This window comes from Gulosibacter hominis (assembly GCF_904842695.1).
Taxonomy (GTDB): domain Bacteria; phylum Actinomycetota; class Actinomycetes; order Actinomycetales; family Microbacteriaceae; genus Gulosibacter; species Gulosibacter hominis.
In genome coordinates, this window is sequence record NZ_CAJGWQ010000010.1 from 58,655 (window position 1) to 76,906 (window position 18,252).

General features: G+C 63.2%; 17 protein-coding genes. 10 read left to right on the forward strand and 7 right to left on the reverse strand.

The features are described from left to right. Positions 1 to 212 precede the first annotated feature (212 nt). The 6 genes from JMV54_RS07740 to recQ are packed head-to-tail and all read left to right on the forward strand — an operon-like array spanning position 213 to position 6,519. Positions 213 to 1,247: an efflux RND transporter periplasmic adaptor subunit gene (locus JMV54_RS07740; protein ID WP_201518335.1), complete on the forward strand. Its 1,035-nt coding sequence runs from the start codon at positions 213 to 215 to the stop codon at positions 1,245 to 1,247. Beyond that, positions 1,244 to 2,017, forward strand: coding sequence for an ABC transporter ATP-binding protein (locus tag JMV54_RS07745; protein ID WP_201518336.1), 774 nt, complete (start codon positions 1,244 to 1,246; stop codon positions 2,015 to 2,017). The genes JMV54_RS07740 and JMV54_RS07745 overlap by 4 nt, the downstream gene beginning before the upstream one ends. Further along, positions 2,014 to 3,252, forward strand: coding sequence for an ABC transporter permease (locus JMV54_RS07750; RefSeq protein ID WP_201518337.1), 1,239 nt, complete (start codon positions 2,014 to 2,016; stop codon positions 3,250 to 3,252). Before JMV54_RS07745 ends, JMV54_RS07750 begins: the two co-directional genes overlap by 4 nt. A gap of 47 nt (positions 3,253 to 3,299) precedes the next feature. Next, a complete protein-coding gene (locus JMV54_RS07755) occupies positions 3,300 to 3,596 on the forward strand; it encodes a rhodanese-like domain-containing protein (protein ID WP_201518338.1) in 297 nt (98 codons plus the stop codon). A 4-nt stretch (positions 3,597 to 3,600) separates the two neighbouring features. Next, entirely contained in the window at positions 3,601 to 4,686 is a 1,086-nt protein-coding gene (locus JMV54_RS07760) for a serine hydrolase domain-containing protein (RefSeq protein WP_201518339.1), read from the forward strand. Positions 4,687 to 4,707: 21 nt separating this feature from the next. Further along, positions 4,708 to 6,519: a DNA helicase RecQ gene (recQ, locus tag JMV54_RS07765; RefSeq protein WP_201518340.1), complete on the forward strand. Its 1,812-nt coding sequence runs from the start codon at positions 4,708 to 4,710 to the stop codon at positions 6,517 to 6,519. Here recQ and JMV54_RS07770 read toward each other — a convergent pair. From JMV54_RS07770 to JMV54_RS07800, 7 genes are all read right to left on the reverse strand, one after another. Beyond that, the gene (locus tag JMV54_RS07770; RefSeq protein ID WP_230972869.1) at positions 6,516 to 7,433 is read right to left on the reverse strand and encodes an Abi family protein; all 918 of its coding nucleotides are present in this window, start codon (positions 7,431 to 7,433) and stop codon (positions 6,516 to 6,518) included. The two genes, recQ and JMV54_RS07770, sit on opposite strands and share 4 nt — an antisense overlap. Before the next feature lie 189 nt (positions 7,434 to 7,622). After that, the gene (locus tag JMV54_RS07775; RefSeq protein WP_201518341.1) at positions 7,623 to 7,988 is read right to left on the reverse strand and encodes a hypothetical protein; all 366 of its coding nucleotides are present in this window, start codon (positions 7,986 to 7,988) and stop codon (positions 7,623 to 7,625) included. After that, the gene (ypfJ, locus tag JMV54_RS07780) at positions 7,985 to 8,860 is read right to left on the reverse strand and encodes a KPN_02809 family neutral zinc metallopeptidase (RefSeq protein WP_201518342.1); all 876 of its coding nucleotides are present in this window, start codon (positions 8,858 to 8,860) and stop codon (positions 7,985 to 7,987) included. The genes JMV54_RS07775 and ypfJ overlap by 4 nt, the downstream gene beginning before the upstream one ends. Before the next feature lie 95 nt (positions 8,861 to 8,955). Continuing rightward, positions 8,956 to 11,088: an acyl-CoA dehydrogenase family protein gene (locus JMV54_RS07785; RefSeq protein WP_201518343.1), complete on the reverse strand. Its 2,133-nt coding sequence runs from the start codon at positions 11,086 to 11,088 to the stop codon at positions 8,956 to 8,958. 204 nt (positions 11,089 to 11,292) lie between these two features. Continuing rightward, the gene (locus JMV54_RS07790; protein WP_201518344.1) at positions 11,293 to 12,498 is read right to left on the reverse strand and encodes an ABC transporter permease; all 1,206 of its coding nucleotides are present in this window, start codon (positions 12,496 to 12,498) and stop codon (positions 11,293 to 11,295) included. Beyond that, complete coding sequence (locus tag JMV54_RS07795; protein ID WP_201518345.1) at positions 12,498 to 13,391, reverse strand: ABC transporter ATP-binding protein; 894 nt, start codon at positions 13,389 to 13,391, stop codon at positions 12,498 to 12,500. Before JMV54_RS07795 ends, JMV54_RS07790 begins: the two co-directional genes overlap by 1 nt. Positions 13,392 to 13,521: 130 nt before the next feature. Further along, complete coding sequence (locus tag JMV54_RS07800; protein WP_201518346.1) at positions 13,522 to 13,893, reverse strand: response regulator; 372 nt, start codon at positions 13,891 to 13,893, stop codon at positions 13,522 to 13,524. A gap of 237 nt (positions 13,894 to 14,130) precedes the next feature. Between JMV54_RS07800 and JMV54_RS07805 the strand changes: the two genes are divergently transcribed. The 4 genes from JMV54_RS07805 (at position 14,131) to JMV54_RS07820 (ending at position 17,990) form a co-directional block, all read left to right on the forward strand. After that, the gene (locus JMV54_RS07805; RefSeq protein ID WP_201518347.1) at positions 14,131 to 14,676 is read left to right on the forward strand and encodes an NADPH-dependent FMN reductase; all 546 of its coding nucleotides are present in this window, start codon (positions 14,131 to 14,133) and stop codon (positions 14,674 to 14,676) included. A gap of 149 nt (positions 14,677 to 14,825) precedes the next feature. Further along, a complete protein-coding gene (locus tag JMV54_RS07810; protein WP_201518348.1) occupies positions 14,826 to 15,413 on the forward strand; it encodes an ECF transporter S component in 588 nt (195 codons plus the stop codon). Positions 15,414 to 15,420: 7 nt separating this feature from the next. Further along, on the forward strand, positions 15,421 to 17,166 hold the full coding sequence (locus tag JMV54_RS07815) for an ABC transporter ATP-binding protein (protein WP_230972870.1): 1,746 nt from the start codon (positions 15,421 to 15,423) through the stop codon (positions 17,164 to 17,166). After that, a complete protein-coding gene (locus tag JMV54_RS07820) occupies positions 17,163 to 17,990 on the forward strand; it encodes an energy-coupling factor transporter transmembrane component T family protein (RefSeq protein WP_201518350.1) in 828 nt (275 codons plus the stop codon). Before JMV54_RS07815 ends, JMV54_RS07820 begins: the two co-directional genes overlap by 4 nt. The last annotated feature ends 262 nt before the right edge of the window (positions 17,991 to 18,252 follow it).

Sequence of the window (18,252 nt, forward strand, 5' to 3'; positions counted from 1 at the left end):
CAACAGTTTCGCCGGTGCGTATCACGCAGTTGAGAACTGTTATTGTGTGGAAAACCGCCTTCGGCACTTCGGCATCATGCATCCCGAAAGTTTGAGACACCATGCATCCTGACGCCCCGGAGCACTCGGCCAGCGAAACAGCACCGCAACCGGCCAGCGAAACAGCACCGCAACCGGCCAGTGCACCGATCCTGTCCCGTAAAAAACCCACAGTGCGACAGATGATTTTCGCGTCGCTTTGGCTCATCGTTGGCGTCGCCGTGGCGGTGTCGCTCGTAAAACTCGCGTTTTTCAATAGCCGCCAAGCCGATGCGGCCGCCCCCTCGGGCTCGCTCGCCTCGCCCACGGTGACGGTGACGCGCGACACCGTCATCAACGAGTTCACCGCCTCCGGCTCACTCACCGCCGACCCCGGCGTACCCCAGCGAGCCACCGACCAGGGCACGGTCACCGTGGTGTTCGTCAAGCAGGGCGACCGCGTCGAACGCGGCCAGCCGCTATTCGAAGTGCGTGAAGAAATCGGCCAGACCGAACCTGAACCGATTGGCGAGCCCGACCCCACCAGCACCGAGCCGCCCGAAATGTCGACTCCCGAGCCGATCTACCAGTACCACGAGATCGTCGCCACCGCCTCGGGTGTGCTGACCAAATTCACCCCGCTACCAAAAATGCAGGTTGGTGTGGGCGACGAAATCGGCGAGGTCGGCCCCGGCACGTTCACCGCGGTTGCGAATATCAGCGCCGATCTGCAGTTCCGGATGCTCGATCAGCCGTCACAGGCCACAGTTTCGATTGCCGGTGGTCCGGCGCCGTTCGACTGCGGAAAGATCGAGATCGGTGCGGTCGAGGGCGACCAGGCACCGGATGCGGCGCAACCTGATCCGATGTATGCCGACGACCCGTACGCCCCGCCGGCGGAGGGCGGCAACAGCCCCGTCACTGGCCAGCTGCGCTGCGCCGTGCCTGAAGATCAAAAAGTGTTCGCCGGGCTGAGCGCCGAAATCACGGTGGTTTCGGGCAGCGCCGAGGATGTGCTCGTGCTGCCGGTGACCGCGGTGCGCGGCGATTACGCCACCGGCATCGTGTACCTGCCGAGTGATTCTGGCGACCCCGTCGAACAGCCCGTTGAGCTCGGCCTCACCGACGGTGTCATGATCGAAATTAAGTCGGGCCTCAACGAGGGCGACACGGTGCTCGAATATGTGCCGAGCGAAGTGCCCATGTATCAAGAGGACCCGGGCTGGTGACCGAGCCACGCGAGCGGGTGCTCGAGGTGATCGAGGTGACCCGCGAGGTTGACCTTCCCGACGGTGACAAGCTACGCATCCTGCGCGGGGTGAACCTCACCGTGTACGCGGGCGATCGTGTCGCGGTGCTGGGCCGCTCGGGTGCCGGAAAAACGACCCTGCTCAACCTTTTGGGGATGATCGACCAGCCCACCAGCGGTCAGATCGTGTTCCGCGGCCGGGATGCATCGCGGCTTCCCGCAAACAAACTCGCCAAACTGCGCGGCCGGTCGGTGGGATTTGTGTTCCAGCAGTTCAACCTTCTCGATAATCGCACCGCGCTCGAAAATGTGATGATGCCACTGCACTACGGCACCCCGTGGCAGTTTTGGAACCGGCAGGCGCTCGCGGCCCAGGCGCTGGCGCAGGTGGGACTGGCTGATCGCGCCGACCAATTACCGCGCCGACTTTCGGGTGGTGAGCAGCAGCGCGTTGCTATCGCCCGCGCGATCGTGCGCCGACCGCAGCTGCTGCTGGCCGATGAGCCCACCGGCGCGCTCGATGTTGGCACCGCCCGCGATGTGATGTCGCTGCTGAAATCGAGCAGTAAACACACCGGTGCGGCGCTGCTCACCATCACGCACGATTTGCAGGTGGCGGCACAATTCGACCGCATCCTGGTGCTACAAAATGGTGTGCTCACCGAGTGCACGGTGGCTGAGGCCGAGCGGTTGCTCACCGAGCAGGTAAAAGCTGCAGCCCCCGCAGCCGACAGCGAGGTGGATGCATGACTACCGAACGCAAGCGGATCAGGGCTCGGCAGCCGCGCGAGAATGAGCGAGGCGCCCGCCTCACTGGGTTTGTGGCGCTCATTGTGGATGCGTGGCATGAGCTGCGCGTGAACCGGCTGCGCATCCTGTTGGCGCTCATCGGCATCACCGTTGCCGTGATTGGGCTCACCGGCGCGCTGGGCGTGGGGCAGATTGCCGCGAGCGTCACCCAACAGACAAGTGAACGCAGCGGCGGACGCACCGCCACCGTGCAGGTGACGGGTCGATACACGCCCGAACAGCTCGATCGGCTGCAGCGACTGCCGAACGATTTCGGGGTTACCCACCATTCGATGCACACCGAAGCGAATGGCACCGCCTGGACTCCGAGCCAAAAAATTCCGGTGGATTTGTATGCCATCGATCCCGTTTACAGCACTATTTTCCGGCAGCCAATCAGCCAGGGCCGGGTTTTGCAGGAGTCAGATGCCGACCTGCTGGCGCCCGCCATCGTCATCAATGAAAAGCTGTGGCAGGTGCTCGGCGAACCAAATATTTCATCCGGTGCCACGGTCGATTTTCGTGACGGCGACCGGCGACAGCTGTTCACCATTGTCGGCGTTGCCAAAGCCGAGTTTGGCGAGTTTGAACAGCCACGCGCCTGGTTTTTGTTTGACCAGCTGGAGCTCATGCCGGGCGTGCAGCCCGATCAGCTCAACGTGAACCTGTTCATGTGGGTGCCGCCCGAGATCGGCGACCAGCTCGCCTATCAGCTCAATGAACAGCTCAGTTCGAGTGGGATGACCGCCTTCCGCAGCGACTGGGGACAGCAGGCCGCGCAATCAACAGCGGTGATCACCTGGCTCGTAATCGGAGCCGCCGCCGGAATGTTCGCGCTCGGCGCGCTGGGACTCATCAACATCAACATCGTGACCATGCAGCAGCGCGTGCGCGAAATCGGTATTCGCCGCAGCTACGGGGCAACCAGTGCTCGCATCTTTTTTGGTGTGCTGCTCGAATCGGTGGTCGCCACGTTCATCGCCGGCATCGTCGGTGTGACCCTCACCGTGATCGCGCTACAAAACCCGTTGACGCTCGGGTTTTTCCGCGACATGGGGCTGGTTGAGGCGCCACCGTTCCCGATGGTGCCAGCACTGATCGGCCTGGCCGCAGCCACCGTGGTGGGTGCGCTTGCCGGGGCGCTGCCGGCGTTCAAAGCCACGCGCGTGCAAATCATCGACGCGATTCGCTATTGATCGCGCATCTCAGCGTGTCAGTCAGCCGCTGCCCGTATCGTGGCCGTATGCAGAACATCACGGTCGACGAGCTGGGTAAGCTCGGCGAAAACATCAACCTGATCGATATCCGCGAACCCTACGAACACGACGAGGTGCGCGTGCCGTTCGCCAAGCACATTCCGCTGAGCGAGCTCGATGCCCGCATCGATGAGCTCGGCGAAAACCCCTACATCATGTGCCACGGTGGCGGCCGCTCGGCCCGCACCGTGCAGCTGCTCGCCCAGCAGGGCATCGAAACCACCAATGTTTCGGGCGGCATTTCGGCATGGGAAGCAGCCGGCCTGCCGGTTGAACGCGGCTAGCCCATTGCCAGGCTTCGAGCGGGTGTGCCAGCTCGCCGCCAAACGCGGTGGGCCGGCGCACCTGCTCATTGAGCACCGCGGCGAAATTGTTGTCGACCACCGCATCGGGGTTGGCCCGCGGGCCGCATTCTGGCCGTTTTCGGTGTCAAAAATCTTCATTGCGGCGCTGGTGTGGTCGCTGATCGCCGACGGCACACTCGATCCGCACACCGCCATCGTCGAGCACTGGCCCGAGTTCGCGAGCGCCAGCCCGGCAGCCGAGGCAAAATCGGCAATCACCGTGATGGATGTGCTCACGCACCGCTCCGGGCTGCCGCGTCCGGGCGGTCCGGCGCGTGAAATTTTGGCGCTGGGAGATTACGCCCGCAATATCCGGCAAATTGAAGCCGCATCCCCCATTCGCCCACCAAGCGGCCGACCCGCCTATGAGTGGCTGGCGTGGGGCTACATCCTCGGTGAACTGGCCTGCCGCGCCACCGGCACGAGCGGCATACGGGATGCGGGGCGCCCACTTGCCGAACTGCTGCGGCAGCGCGTGCTCGACCCGATTGGGGCACACGACACGTTTTTGGGCTTGCCCGCCACCGAACGCTGGCGCGCGGTGCCGATGACCGCTCGCGGCCCGGCAACACTGCCGGTTGCCACGGTGCTCAATAGCGCCCGCGTGCGCGAGGCGGTGATTCCCGCCGGTGGCGTTTCAACCACCGCCCACGATGCCCTGCGGCTGCTGCGCGAACTGCGCGCGGGCGGTGAACGGCTGGGGTTGCGTCCAGAACATGTGGCGCAGCTGATCGCCCCGTCGAACGACGGCGAATATGACCCGTTCGCGGGTTCGCGCACCTGGTGGGGACATGGCGTGCAGCTGGGGCACCCGGCAGCGCACGCGGTCAACGCCTCGGCATTCGGCCGGCTCACCTCCGAACGCGCCTGGGGTCACAACGGTTCAAATGTGGCAACCGCCTGGCACGACCCCGATCGGGATCTGAGCTTCGTGTATTTTTCGGGCATCATCGAAATGTTCCCCGTCAACCGGATGCGGTTTCTGCAGCTTCAGGACGCGGCGGTGCGCGCGGCCGACAGCACGAATTAGCGACCGGCTACGCTGAACGCCATGGGTGATCTGGCTGGTGAACTGCTGCAGCGGGTGTGGGGCTATCCCGATTTTCGCGGTAATCAGCGCGAAATCATCGACCATGTCATCGCCGGCGGTGACGCCCTCGTGCTCATGCCAACCGGCGGCGGCAAATCGCTGTGCTACCAGGTGCCCGCGCTCGCCCGCCCCGGCACCGGGGTGGTGATCTCGCCGCTGATCGCGCTCATGCACGACCAGGTGGATGCGCTCGCGCAGCTCGGCGTGCGCGCCGCCTACCTCAACTCGACGCTCGATCAACCCAGCCGCCAAACGGTCGAACAGCAGTTTTTGGCCGGCGAACTCGATCTGCTCTACCTGGCACCCGAGCGATTGCAGCAGTCGCTGCCGCTGCTGCAACGCGGCAAAATTTCGCTGTTCGCAATCGACGAGGCGCACTGCGTTTCGCAGTGGGGGCACGATTTCCGCCCCGACTATTTGCAGCTGGGCATTCTCGGCGACACCTGGCCCGATGTGCCGCGTATCGCGCTGACCGCCACGGCCACGGTGCAAACCCGCGAAGAAATTGTTGAGCGACTGCAGCTGACCGGGGCCCGCCGATTTATTTCGAGTTTCGATCGGCCAAATATTCAGTACCGCATCGTCCCCAAAGACCGGGTGACCGATTCGCTCATCCGATTCATCCGCCGCGAACACGCAGGCGACTCGGGTGTCGTCTACTGTCTGTCACGCAAATCAACCGAGCAGTTCGCCGCCAAACTCACCGCCGCGGGCCTACCCGCGCTCCCCTATCACGCCGGGCTACCGACCGAAACGCGGGCCGAACACCAGGCGCGGTTTTTGCGTGAAGAGGGGCTGATTATTTGCGCCACGATCGCGTTCGGAATGGGGATCGACAAACCCGATGTGCGCTTCGTTGCGCATGTTGATTTGCCGAAGTCGGTGGAGGGCTACTACCAAGAAACCGGCCGCGCGGGCCGAGATGGCGAACCGGCCACGGCCTGGCTTGCCTACGGCTTGAACGATGTGGTGCAGCTGCGCCGCATGATCGATCAGGGTGCCGGCGACGAGTTCTATCGCCGCCAGCAGTCACTGCATCTGGATGCGATGCTGGCGCTGTGCGAAACCGCCGGTTGTCGTCGCCAGATGCTGCTCGCCTACTTTGGTGAGGATTCTGCACCCTGCGGCAATTGCGACAACTGTCTGCAGCCGCCCGAAACCTGGGATGGCACCGTTGCGGCCCAGAAGCTAATGTCGACCGTTGTCCGGCTCAACACCGAGCGCGGGCAGCGCTTTGGTGCCGGGGCGAGCATCGATATTTTGCTCGGCCGCAAAACCGATCGCACGCAGCGTTTTAACCACGAGTCGCTGTCGACGTTCGGGATCGGTGGCGAGCTGGATGAGGCCGGTTGGCGTGCGGTGGTGCGGCAATTGCTCGCGCAGCGCTATGTGGATGCGGTAGGCGAATACGGCGTGCTGGTGGTCACCGAACGCGGTGGCGAGGTGCTTTCGGGCCGTGAGCGGGTGACGCTGCGGAAGGATCCGAAACGCCAGTCGGCGACTCCGCGCCGCCGCGTATCGAGCGCCCTGGAGGAGCTATCTACCGATCAGCGCAAGCGCTTCGATGCGCTGCGCGAATGGCGGCTTGAGATCGCCCGCGCCCAGGGAGTGCCGGCCTATGTGGTGTTCACGGATGCGACCCTGCGGCAGATCGCAATCGAACGGCCGAGCACCACGGCCGAGCTGGCAGAGATTTCGGGTGTGGGTCGCAGCAAACTCGAAAACTACGGCGACGAAGTGCTCGAAGTGCTTGCCCTCCAGCAGGGCACCTAAGTAACCCACAACTCAACGTCTGACCACCCCGCCGGGGCACCGGTTCGGGAAAACGGAACCATGTCGTTGTGCGGGTAACTGCGCATTACAGCCGGTAGTTCAACTGCCGGAGATAAGTCAAGCTGTCGATGTAAGTACTGGATCAACGTCAACTGTCCGAATGCACGGTTCATTACGTCACGCATTGGTGCTAAACGCTGGTCGTTATTCAACTTGGGTTGCATACCGTAAACCCTGTTGAACATGCGCGCATGATGGGCCGCAAGATTCCGTAAGACGTTGAGTGACCTCAGCCACGACTGAAGTTGCGGGCCGGTCAGCGCGCATCGAGATGCGATCTTGTCACGGGCAGTCTGTGGCGCCATTTCATACAGGTACGAAAGCATGCCCCAATCCATGATTTCTACGGCAGCCCATATCGGCATTTCGCCACGGTAATTGACGCGGTGATGAATGACAAAGTCTTCTTGAGAGGTCTCCAGTTTGCTTTCATACTTACGCAACCAGATTGCGTGCACAGTCCTACCGCTCCTACCTAATTGTCGTGCCTTCGGACCAAGCCTGTCTGGTTTGAGGTGGATGAGCGGATCCAACCGACCAAGCTCATGCCCGAGCATGGCTCGAATCGCCATTTCGATACGGTCTAATTCAATGAACACACCGTGTCGTAACCGTTCGTCAAATTCATAGAGTTGCACAACAAGTTCGAATGAAGCACCGGGCTGGAACTCGTCTAACGCTGGCCCATCTCCTTGTGGAAAGCGGCGCATGGGGTACCAATATCCGGACAGCCGGTAGTAGTTGAGCCGCGCGAGCAGGTGTTCGGCTCTCGATTCCCCCTCGACCCGCATACCGCGAGCGCGAAGTAGTTCGACTTGTTCGGAGTACGTTTTGAAATGCTTTGTCGGAGTCAACTGTTTGGCTGCCTCTCTCGTACAGCATCGGACGAAAAGCACTATCTAAAACAAGGACCGGCCCTGGACTCCCCGCACAGCGGGCAGCGGAACCGGTCTTATTAAGCACCAATATACACCCTCATCTGAGGAGTAGCAAATACACACGGCCCCTGCCTGCGCACCGCCACTGTGCGCTCAACCGGATCGCTAGAAGTTCATCCGAATAAAAAACAGCGCCGCACCGGCCAAAAACAGCACGGCCCCGCTGACAATGAGCGCGATCGCCGGCCGCCGTTCATTCTCGGGCTTATGACTGCTCACCACAGTGGGCAGTTTTTCGTCTTCGAGTCCGTGCACCCAGCGCTGCTGGTTGTCGAAATTGGCCGGCACCTCCAGCCCGTCATCGATGCTGCTGTCACCCGCATCCGATCCAAAAACAGGATGCGCGGGGCGGCTCAGCGCCCGCAGCCGCGCCACCCCAAAACCGATCAGCAGCACGCCCGCCAGAATCAGCACGCTGGCGAACACAAACATCGCGGCTTGCTTGACGAACAGGCTCAAAAACGACATCACAGTTTTGAGCCTCGCACTTCAAAGGTGTTGCACGCACCAACGCCCTGCTCGTACCCGGTCATGAGCCAGCGGGTGCGCTGCTCGCTGGTGCCGTGTGAAAACGTTTCGGGCTGTACCCGCATCCCCGACTGGCGCTGAATCGTGTCGTCGCCAATCGCCTGCGCCGCCGAGATGGTCTGCGCAATTTCTTCACGGGTAGGCTCCCGCAAAATCTGGTTGCCCTGCGCATCCGTGGCTCGGGTAGCACCACCCATCCAGGCACCCGCATAGCAGTCGGCCTGCAACTCGAGCCGCACCATACCGCCGGTGGGTCCGAGATCTCGGTGGTCGACCTGCGAGAGGATGCCCTGCTGGTGCTGGATGTGGTGGCCCCACTCGTGCGCCAACACATACATTTCAGCGAGTGGCCCGCCGGATGCACCAAACCGGTCGGTGAGGATCTGGAAGAACGCACCGTCAATGTAGATCGACTCGTCGGCCGGGCAGTAGAACGGCCCCACCGCATTCGATGCGGCACCGCAGGCACTATTGGTCGAGTTGTCATACAGAATCACCGACGGGTCGCGATAGTCGCGCACCCCCACGCTGGCAGCTTCGGCGGCCCAAAACTGTTCGAGCGTAACCGCCCCACCCTCCATGCGGCAGTCGATGGATTCATTCGCCTGGGCCCCGGTGCACTGCAGGTTCTCTTCCTGCTGCTGCGAGCTGCCCGCGCTCGGCACAAAAAACTGTGTGACGTCAACGCCAAGAAACTGCATCGACAAAAATCCCAGGATCAGCGCCAGCGCGCCACCGCCACCCGCCGCAGCAACTCCACCGCGGCGGCGCCGCACATTTCGCGAATCAAAATTCGCATTGTCGTTAAACGTCATGCCACTAATCTATCGGCGTTACGCAGCAACACGCAGCCAAAGCCCAAACACGCTGCGGGGCCGACCCGGCGGCCGAACCCCGCAGCATCCAATAACTATCGGCGATCGCGCTGTGCACGCAGGGTCTTTTCATGCACCGGGGCGTTACCGGATGCACGCAGCTGCTCGTAATACTCCGCCGCTTCAGCCTGCCGCTCGGCTTCGGCACCGGTGGCAATCTTGGCGCGCAGATGCGCATCCTCATACCCGTATGCCGCCACGAGATCCTGCGCGTGCGGGCGCAGTTTCGCAACCAGCCGATTGAGATACGACGACACCATCCGCGCCCGCTGCACCGTCAATCGACCCGACATGAGATACCAGCCGAGGTCGCGCTCGATAACCTCGAGCCCGTACAGGTCACGCAGGGCGGTGAGGATGCGATGGGTATCGCTGGCGGGATCAAAACGGTCAAGCGCGCGCGTAAACGACTCCCACTGCAGCAATTCGCCGTAGGCCCGCCCCGCCATAATCAGCTTGTGCTGCTGCTGATTAAACACATCCCGCTGCACCTGCTTCGACTCATTCCGCACCCGCGCGAGCGCCGTCGCAATTTCACCGATCGGCTCTTCCACCCGCGCGGCGAGCAACTGCCGCTGGTGCACGGGGTCACGCAACCAACCCACCGAACGACCAAACCGGCCAAAGTCACCAACATTGGCCCCCAGCCGCGCCAGCCCAATACCGCGGTAGGCGCGCGACCCAACCTGTGAGGCGACGGTGCGCACCGCATCCTGTTTTAAACGGGCAAGATGATCGTCAAGCAAACGCTTACCCACCAGCTGCAACAGCACATTGTTATCGCCCTCGAAGGTGGCGTATACGTCCATGTCGGCGCGCAACCCCACCAAGCGGTTTTCGGCGAGGAATCCCGCACCACCGCATGCCTCACGCGCGATCTGCAGACTGTCGAGCGCCTGCCATGTGGCGACCGGTTTCAGTGCCGCCGCCAGGGTTTCGAGATCGGCACGGTTTTCGGGGGTGTCGGCAATGTCTTGGAACACCTCGTGGAACTTTCGCAGCAGCTCATCGTGCGCGAAGGTTGCCGCATAGGCGCGCGCCACCTCGGGAAGCAGCCGGCGCTGGTGGCGCTGATAGTCGAGCAGCGTCACCTCGTCGCCGTCACCGCCGGCAAACTGCCGCCGCTGATTGCCATATGTAACCGCAATCGCGGTAGCGGCGCGCATCGCCACCGCCGAGGCGCCGTCGAGCGAAACGCGCCCCTGAACGAGCGTGCCGAGCATCGTAAAAAAGCGTCGGCCGGGCGATTCGATCGGCGAACTATAGGTGCCGTCGGCGGCAACATCGCCATAGCGGTTCAGCAAATAGTCGCGGGGAACACGCACATTCGTGAAATGCAGGCGGCCGTTATCGATACCGTTGAGACCGCCCTTGAGGCCGTCATCTTCGCCACCAACGCCGGGCAAAAAATTACCGTCGTCATCGCGCAGCGGCACAAAAAAACAGTGCACACCGTGGTTCACTCCCCCGGTGATCAGCTGCGCGAACACGGTCGCGGCTCGGCCGTGCAGCGCCGCATTGCCCAAATAGTCTTTCCAGGCGCCGCGGAACGGGGTGTGGATGATGAACTCTTCGGTTTCTGGGTCGTAGGTGGCGGTGGTGCCAATCGAGGCGACATCCGAACCGTGCCCGGTTTCGGTCATCGCAAACGCGCCGGGCAGGTCGAGACTCATCACCTCGCGCAGCCAGCGATCGTGGTGCACCTCGGTGCCCAGATGCAAAATCGCGGCCCCAAACAGTCCCCACTGCACACCGCCCTTAATCTGCAGGCTGGGGTCGGCGAGCACGAGCTCTTCAAACGCGGCGATATTGCCGCCGGCCGTGTTGCCACCGCCATACTTCACCGGATATGCGAGCGCCGGCGTCCCGGTTTCGACCAGCTTGCGGCTCTGTTCGAGCACGCGCTCGCGATGCGCATCCATACCGAGACTGTCGTCACGCCAGAACGCCGGGTTGGCGGCATTGCGGCGCCCCGCCAACCGCTCTTTTGGCCAGCTGCCGAGCAGGGCCTGATACACGGCCTCGCGGTCAATTCGGCCGCCGGCTGCCGCCGCATCGAGTTCGGGGTCTTCGAGTGAATCGGCAGCCACGGCCGCTTCAGTAGTTGACAGGTCTTCGGTTGCTGAGTCGGCCGTCTGTGGCCGGGATGCGCCTGGTTGCGTTGACATATCGAGCCTCCGTTCACGCACCATTGCGTTATCGGAATCACGCTATGACCGTCGCCACAGGTGAACGGGGAAGTTTTGCCCGCCAACACAAGCTACCCTCCACAATCGAACCGCCAGCTTGTAGGGTTCGCGCAAATAGACCGCAAACGCATCGCGGGAACCCACCCAGTGTGGGTTCCCGCAATGCGCAGCCGCAGCGTGGCGCTATGCCTCTTGCAGCGCGTCTTTGAGTTTCACGCGGCCGCTGCGCAGCACCGTGTTTTCATAGATTCGCGCCCCGAGCCACAGGAACAGCACCGTCGTGGCAACCAGCACGGCGAGCGCCAGCAGCGGCTCCCACCAGGCAGCTGTGCCCGCAAACAGCCGCAGCGGCATCGCCACCGGTGAGGAAATCGGGATGTAACTCAACCAGGTGAGCATTGTCTGGTTCGTGTTGAACATGATGACCAGGATGTACGGCACCATCGCCACAAAAGTGAGCACCGAAGTGGCGCTGGGCACATCCTCTGGTCGGGAGACGGTTGAGGCAACCCCTGCGTACAGTGCCGCGAACAGCATGAATCCCACTACGAACAGCACCGCAAACCAGATCAGCCCAACCGTGAGCGCACCCGGGTCGCCGAAGTCGCCCCCGGAAAGCTGCCCGGTTGCCGCCATGGTGACAAGCGCGGCGACCACCACAGCCGCCACCTGCACCAGCGCAAGCACCGTGCCACCAATGACCTTGCCCGCGAGAATAGTGCGTGGCCGAACCGTCACCAGCAGCAACTCAACAATGCGCGACGCCTTTTCTTCCACTACGTTCTGCGCGATGCGCGCGGCGTAACCCACAACACCCGTCATGAAGAGCATGCCGAGGAAGATCCCCGCCACATAGGTCACCATCGGTGACAGCTCGGTATCCGGTTCATCGACCATCGCGGTGGCCGGGGCGATGGTCAGCGCATCAATGATGCTGTGGGGCGTGCCGTCTTTGGCGAGCACCACCACCGGCTCTTCACCGGTGAACTGCACCTGCTCGCCGCTATCGTCATAGAGGGTGGCACCGCTGGCCTCAGCACCCGACACAATGGCCGAGCCGGCATCGCCAGCGCGCACCTTCTCGATCGCCTGCTCCACCGAATCGACGCGCTCAGCATCGATGCCGACCTGTTTCAGCTGCTCGGTATCGAGCGTGGTCACGACCCGCTCATCCGAATTCACCCCGGCGGCACTGGCAAAAAGCGAACCCAGCAGTTTCTGACCGCCAATCACCAGCACGATGACTGCGATCGTCACAATCAGCCCCCAAATATAGGCTTTGCTGCGGGCGGTGGTAACAATTTCGCGCTTGGCGACGAGCATCGCACCCTGCGAGGTGCTGAGTCCGGTCGCATCGCTCGACGCGGTGGTTTGAACTGGTGCGGTCATTAGCGCACCTCCTTGAAAATCGTGGTGAGCGGAACGAGGTGGCGACCAAACTCGGTCACCCGACCGTGCGCGATAGCGTCGCGCAGCAATTGCTGGGCACGCGCGGCGGGTTCATCCGCCTCCCCCGCAATACGCACCACAACGCCGTCTTCAAGACGTTCGAGCACCTCGACACCCGGCTGCTGAGCGAGCCAGGTGTGATCGTCGACACCGATTCGATAGAGCCCACGCGAATGGGCTTCCTGCAGCTCGCGACGGGTGCCGGCGGCCTTAATCTCGCCCTGCGAGATGATCACCAGGTTGTCGCTGAGCTTTTCAACCACCTCAAGCTGATGTGACGAGAACAGCACCGGTGCCCCCATCTTGGCGCGCTGATTGAGCACATCCAGCACCACTTCAACCGCGATCGGGTCGAGCCCCGAAAACGGTTCGTCAAGCACCAGGATGTTCGGCTCGTGCACCAGCGCCACACAGATCTGGGCGCGCTGCTGGTTACCGAGTGAAAGCGATTCAACGATTTCGTCGCGGCGTTCAGCGAGCCCCAGTCGGTCGAGCAGCTCATCAGCCCGTCGGTTCGCAACCGCTTTATCAATCCCGTGCAGCTGCGCGAAATACACGATCTGCTCGTGCAGCTTCATCTTCGGGTAGAGGCCACGCTCTTCGGGCATATAGCCAATGCCGACGCGATCGGTTGCCGTAATCGGCCGACCGTTCAAAAGAACCTCACCGCTGGTGGGCCGGATAAGCCCCAGCATCGCGCGCATCGTCGTCGTTTTTCCGGCACCGTTCGCCCCGACGAATCCCGTCAACTTCCCCGGTTCAACCGTGAACGAGACATTTTTGAGAACTTGCCGGTCGCCGTATTGATGGCTGAGATTGCGAATCTCAATCATTCGGGCCCTGCTTTCGTGATGTGGTGTGCTTTCGTGATGTGAAATTGAACAGGTTTCACGCTAACGCACGCGAGCAAGTCGGCTTTTCAGCGTTAGTTCACCGCGCATTCAGCAGCTCCGCGATATGCGACTATGCCGCCACCGCGCTGCGAATCGACGCCACAATGTCTTCGGGAGTGGCGTATTTGGCCACCGTGCCGTCGGCTCCCGACCGGGTGACGAGCTCGGCCACATCGCCATCGCGCGAACCAACCATGATCAGGATGCACGGCTGCGGGTCACCGAGCTGCCGGATGCGGCGAGTGAGTTCAAAGTCGCCGCTCTCACCGAGCCCCACCGAAACAAGTACGAGCTTTGGGCGGTGTTTCGTCACGAGGTCAACCGCATCGGCCACCGAGTCAGTTTCGGCGACGTTGACACCATCCAGCGATTGCAGGATCAGCGAAAATCCCGCCCGCACCAGATGATGCTGGTCAGCAATGACCGCGTCGATCCGCGCCATCTCGGCCTCCATATCTATCCGCGCTGCGCACAACCGCTCCACGAGCTCGGCATGCCGACGAACATAACGGGTAATGGTTACCGGCAATTGACGCAGAACGTCACCATCCGTTCATCCACGTGACCTGCCACACCTCGCGCCGCGCCTTCGCCCGTCCCAGCAACGGCGATAGGTCGCGACCCACATAACCGACTGTGAAAAGATGTATATGCAAGTAAATTGTGGTGAAAGGACTCTATGCACATCGGCATCATCGTCGGCTCGCTCTCACGCGAATCCATCAATCGTCGTCTCGCACTCGCGCTCGCACCGCGGTTCGAAGCCCGCGGCGCCACGGTCACCCAAATCCCCATCGATGCGCTCCCGATGTACAACCGCGACTTCGAAGACCCGATGCCGAAGGCCGTGGCCGAGTATCACGCCGCGATTGATGCCCAAGACGGAATCGTGTTCGTGACGCCCGAATACAACCGCACTTTTTCGAGCGCAATGAAAAATGCCACCGAATGGGGTGCCCGCCCGCCCGCATCCGCCTCGCTGCCCGGCAAACCCGCCGCGGTCACGGGCGCCACTCCCGGCCGACTGCTCACCATCGGTGCCCAGCAGCATCTGCGCGCCAACCTCTCGGCGATCGGGATGCCCGTAGCCCCTGCCGAGCTCTACGTGCAGTTCGACGACAACCACTTCCTCGCCGACGGCAGCATCACCGAGGCCAGCACCCAGCAATCAATCGACCGCTGGGTTGAAAAAGTGATCGCACACTTCAAGGCGCTTTCCGCCTAGTGGCCCGCGGCGCCTCGAGGCACTGTATTGGCTCGAGACGCCGCGCCTTAGCCTTGAACAGCCCCTCGCCGCGGCTGAGCCTACGGGGTTGGCCCGCTGCCGCCCTTCGGCTTGGCGCCGATAGAATGGGCGGCTATAAGGAGCCCACAGTGAAGAACGTCAGTACGCGCCTGCTCATGGCCTGCGCCGCCCTCGGTGTCGCCGGCGGGATGCTATTTACCGCACACGCCTGGGTGGGCGCACTCACCGTCAACACCATTCCGTTTCTCTACGGCCTCACCATGGGCATCTACTTTTTGCCGGGCACGCTCGCGCAGGTGCTCTTCCGACGGCCGGGCGTGGCGCTACTCACCACCGGTCTCGCAGGCCTCGTGGCGAGCCCCTTCCAGCTGATCGGTTTCCAGGCACTACTCATCAGCCTCGCCGTCGGCGTCGCGCAAGAACTGCCCTTTGTGGTCTCCGGCTATCGCTATTGGAAACGCTGGGTGTTCTGGGTGGCCGGGCTCGCGTACGGCCTGCTGGTCACCGGGGCCGCATTCGGCATCCTGCGTGGTGGTGAACTCTCGGCGCTCGGCGCCACCCTGGTGGTGATTTCGTTCTTCATCTCACCACCGATCTTCACCGCGGTCGCGCTGTGGCTTGCGGATGCGCTGGCAAAGGCCGGGGTGGCGCGCGGCCTGCGCCGCAGCGAAGCCCGGCCGCTGCCCACCGACCCCACCGAATCGACGGGCAAGTAGGAGCCATTTGCAGCACGCATCCAGGCCCGACGCTAAGCCGCGCGGCAACGCGCAGCTGGCGCGCATCCATGCACTCGCCGTCACCCACCCCGACAGCCCCCGCACCGTGCCGCAGCATGTCTCTCTCGAGGTGGAGCGCGGCGATGTGCTGCTGGTGCTCGGCCCCTCAGGCTGCGGTAAATCCACCCTCACCCTGGCGCTGAGCGGCCTCATCCCGAACAGCATCGAGGCAGCGATCGAGGGCGAGGTGTGGCTCGGTGGCGACCGCATCAGCGAGCTACCGGCGCGCGAACCCGCCGCCCGGGTCGCGATGGTGTTTCAAGACCCGGATGCACAAATTGTCACCACCACGGTGATGGATGAGGTGGCGTTCGGTGCCGAAAACCTCGGAGTGCCGGCCGCTGAGATCGAGCGGCGCATCGAGCACGCGCTTCGGCGGGTGCGGCTGTGGGAGCGGCGCGACGAGCATCCCGATGTGCTGTCGGGTGGTGAAAAACAGCGCCTGGCAATCGCCGCCGCCATCGTCCAGGGTGCGCCGCTGCTCGTGCTCGATGAGCCCACCGCCAACCTCGATCCGCGCAGTTCCAGCGAGGTGTACGACGTGCTGGCCGAGCTGACCGAGTCGGGTGAGTTCGGCATCGTGCTGGTTGAACACAACCTTGACGAGGCGCTGCGCATCGTCAACCGCGTGCTCGTGCTCGATCAGCAGGGTCGCGAGGTGTGCACCGGCACCCCCAAAGAAGTGTTTATCGACAACGCCGCGCTGCTCGATGAGCTCGGCGTTTGGCAGCCGCTGGCAAGCCTCGCCGCCGAACAGCTGTGCCAGGCCGGCCTGCCGGTGGCGCATCCCCTTTCGCTTGCCGAACTGGTTGCGCAGATTGAACAAGTGCTGCCAGATGCAGACGTGCCAGCTGAAACGCGCCCGCCGCTACCTGCAGCGTCCCCGCCGCTGATTTCAGTGCGGCAGCTCACCGTCACCCGCGGCGGCAGGCAGCTGGTCGGCCCGGTGAGTCTCGACATCCCGCGCGGGGCGTTCGTGGCGCTGATCGGCCCCAACGGCGCCGGCAAAACGACGCTCTTGCAGGCAATTGCCGGCATTGAACCGCCACCTCGCGGCACCGTGACGGTGGCCGAGCAGGATGTGCACCGACTGCACGGCAAACAGCTGCGCGACACCATCGGCTACGTTTTTCAAAACCCCGAGCACCAGTTTTTGGCCACCACAGTTGCTGATGAGCTCGCACTCGAATTGCGCGCGCGAGGGATGACCCACGCCGAGCTCGCGCCGCTGGTCGCCGAATCGCTACAGCGGTTCGGGCTCACCGAACACGCCGATGAGCATCCGTTCCTACTGTCGGGCGGCCAAAAACGCCGCCTTTCGGTGGCGACGGCACTCGTCTCGGGTGCGCAGTGCCTGATTCTCGACGAACCCACCTACGGGCAAGACCGCAACCGCGCTAGCGAGTTGGTATCGGTGCTGCAGCAGCTCAACGACGCCGACACCACGGTGCTGATGGCCACCCACGATCTGCAATTGGCGGCCGAACATGCCGATCACCTGGTTGTGATGACAGACGGACACATCGCCGCCGCCGGCCCTACGGCCACCGTGCTCGAATCGGGTGCACTCGAAAAGGTTGGGCTGGGGATGCCGCCGCTCGCGCGAGTTTTCGCGCAGGCACCCGCGCCGCTGCGGGGAATGTACCGGATGCAGCAGCTGGTCGATTTTGCTGCCGAGCGGAGCGCGCGGTGAGCATTCAGAGTCGTAACGCTGTCGTCGAGCGGCCAACCATGCGGCAGGCCGAACAGTTTGGGTTGCCCTATCTGCACCGCCTGCATCCACTAGCGAAGCTGCTGCCCACCACGCTCGCCCTAGTGGCGCTGTTTTTTGTGCACGATCTGTACACACCGCTACTGGTGGGCGGGATCACCTTGCTGCTGCTGATGACCGGTGCGCAGCTCACGCGCCGGCTGTGGCTGACGCTGCTGGTTGGGTTGCCGCTCGTGACGGTGGTGCTGGCGGTGACGATTGGCCTGTGGGTTGAGCCGGCGCGGGTGGCGGATACACCACTGCTGTTCGCGATTGGAGCCTACGAGTTTCGTTTCGGCGCGTTTTTGTCGGGGTTGATCACCTCGGCGCGACTGGCTGCGATCGTGGTGTTAGCAATGCTGAGCGGGCTGACGATCGCCGGCACCGACCTGATCCGTGCGTCGGTGCAGCAGCTGCGCATCCCCTATCGGCTCGGATACGCGGGGCTCGCGGCCTTTGGGTTCGTGCCGCGGTTTCAGCGCGAACTGCAGACGATCCGCAAGGCGCAGCGGGCGCGCGGTATTACCACCGGCAAGGGGATTGGAGCGCGGCTGCGGCGGCAGCTGACCACGCTGGTACCGCTGATGGCGGCGGCGCTGCGGCACGCTGATCGGGTGGCGCTGGCGATGGATGCACGCGGGTTCGGCTACCGCTCGTGGCGCACCGAGCGCCACCCGGTGCCGCTGCGCCGGCGCGATTGGTGGTTTGGCGCGGGGCTGCTCGGTGTTTATGTCGCGGCCTTTGTGGCCGGAGCGCTGCTCGGGTAGTTGTGCCGCTTGCGCAACTGCGCTGGTAGCTGCGCTGTCCGGCTCGTCCACGGCCCCGCTCATCCAGCCAGCTGCCCCTCCCCCAGGTGACCACCCCAGCCAGCCCGCTGCTTCCTCCCCGAAGTGACACTGCAACTGCAAAGTGACCCTGCTATAGCAGGGTCACTTGCCAACAACAGGGTCATTTGCTGAGGTGAGGCGCCGCCGCGGTGCCTTTTCCGGGGATCAGGGGGGTAAGCGGGGAGGCGGCGAGGGGTAAGCG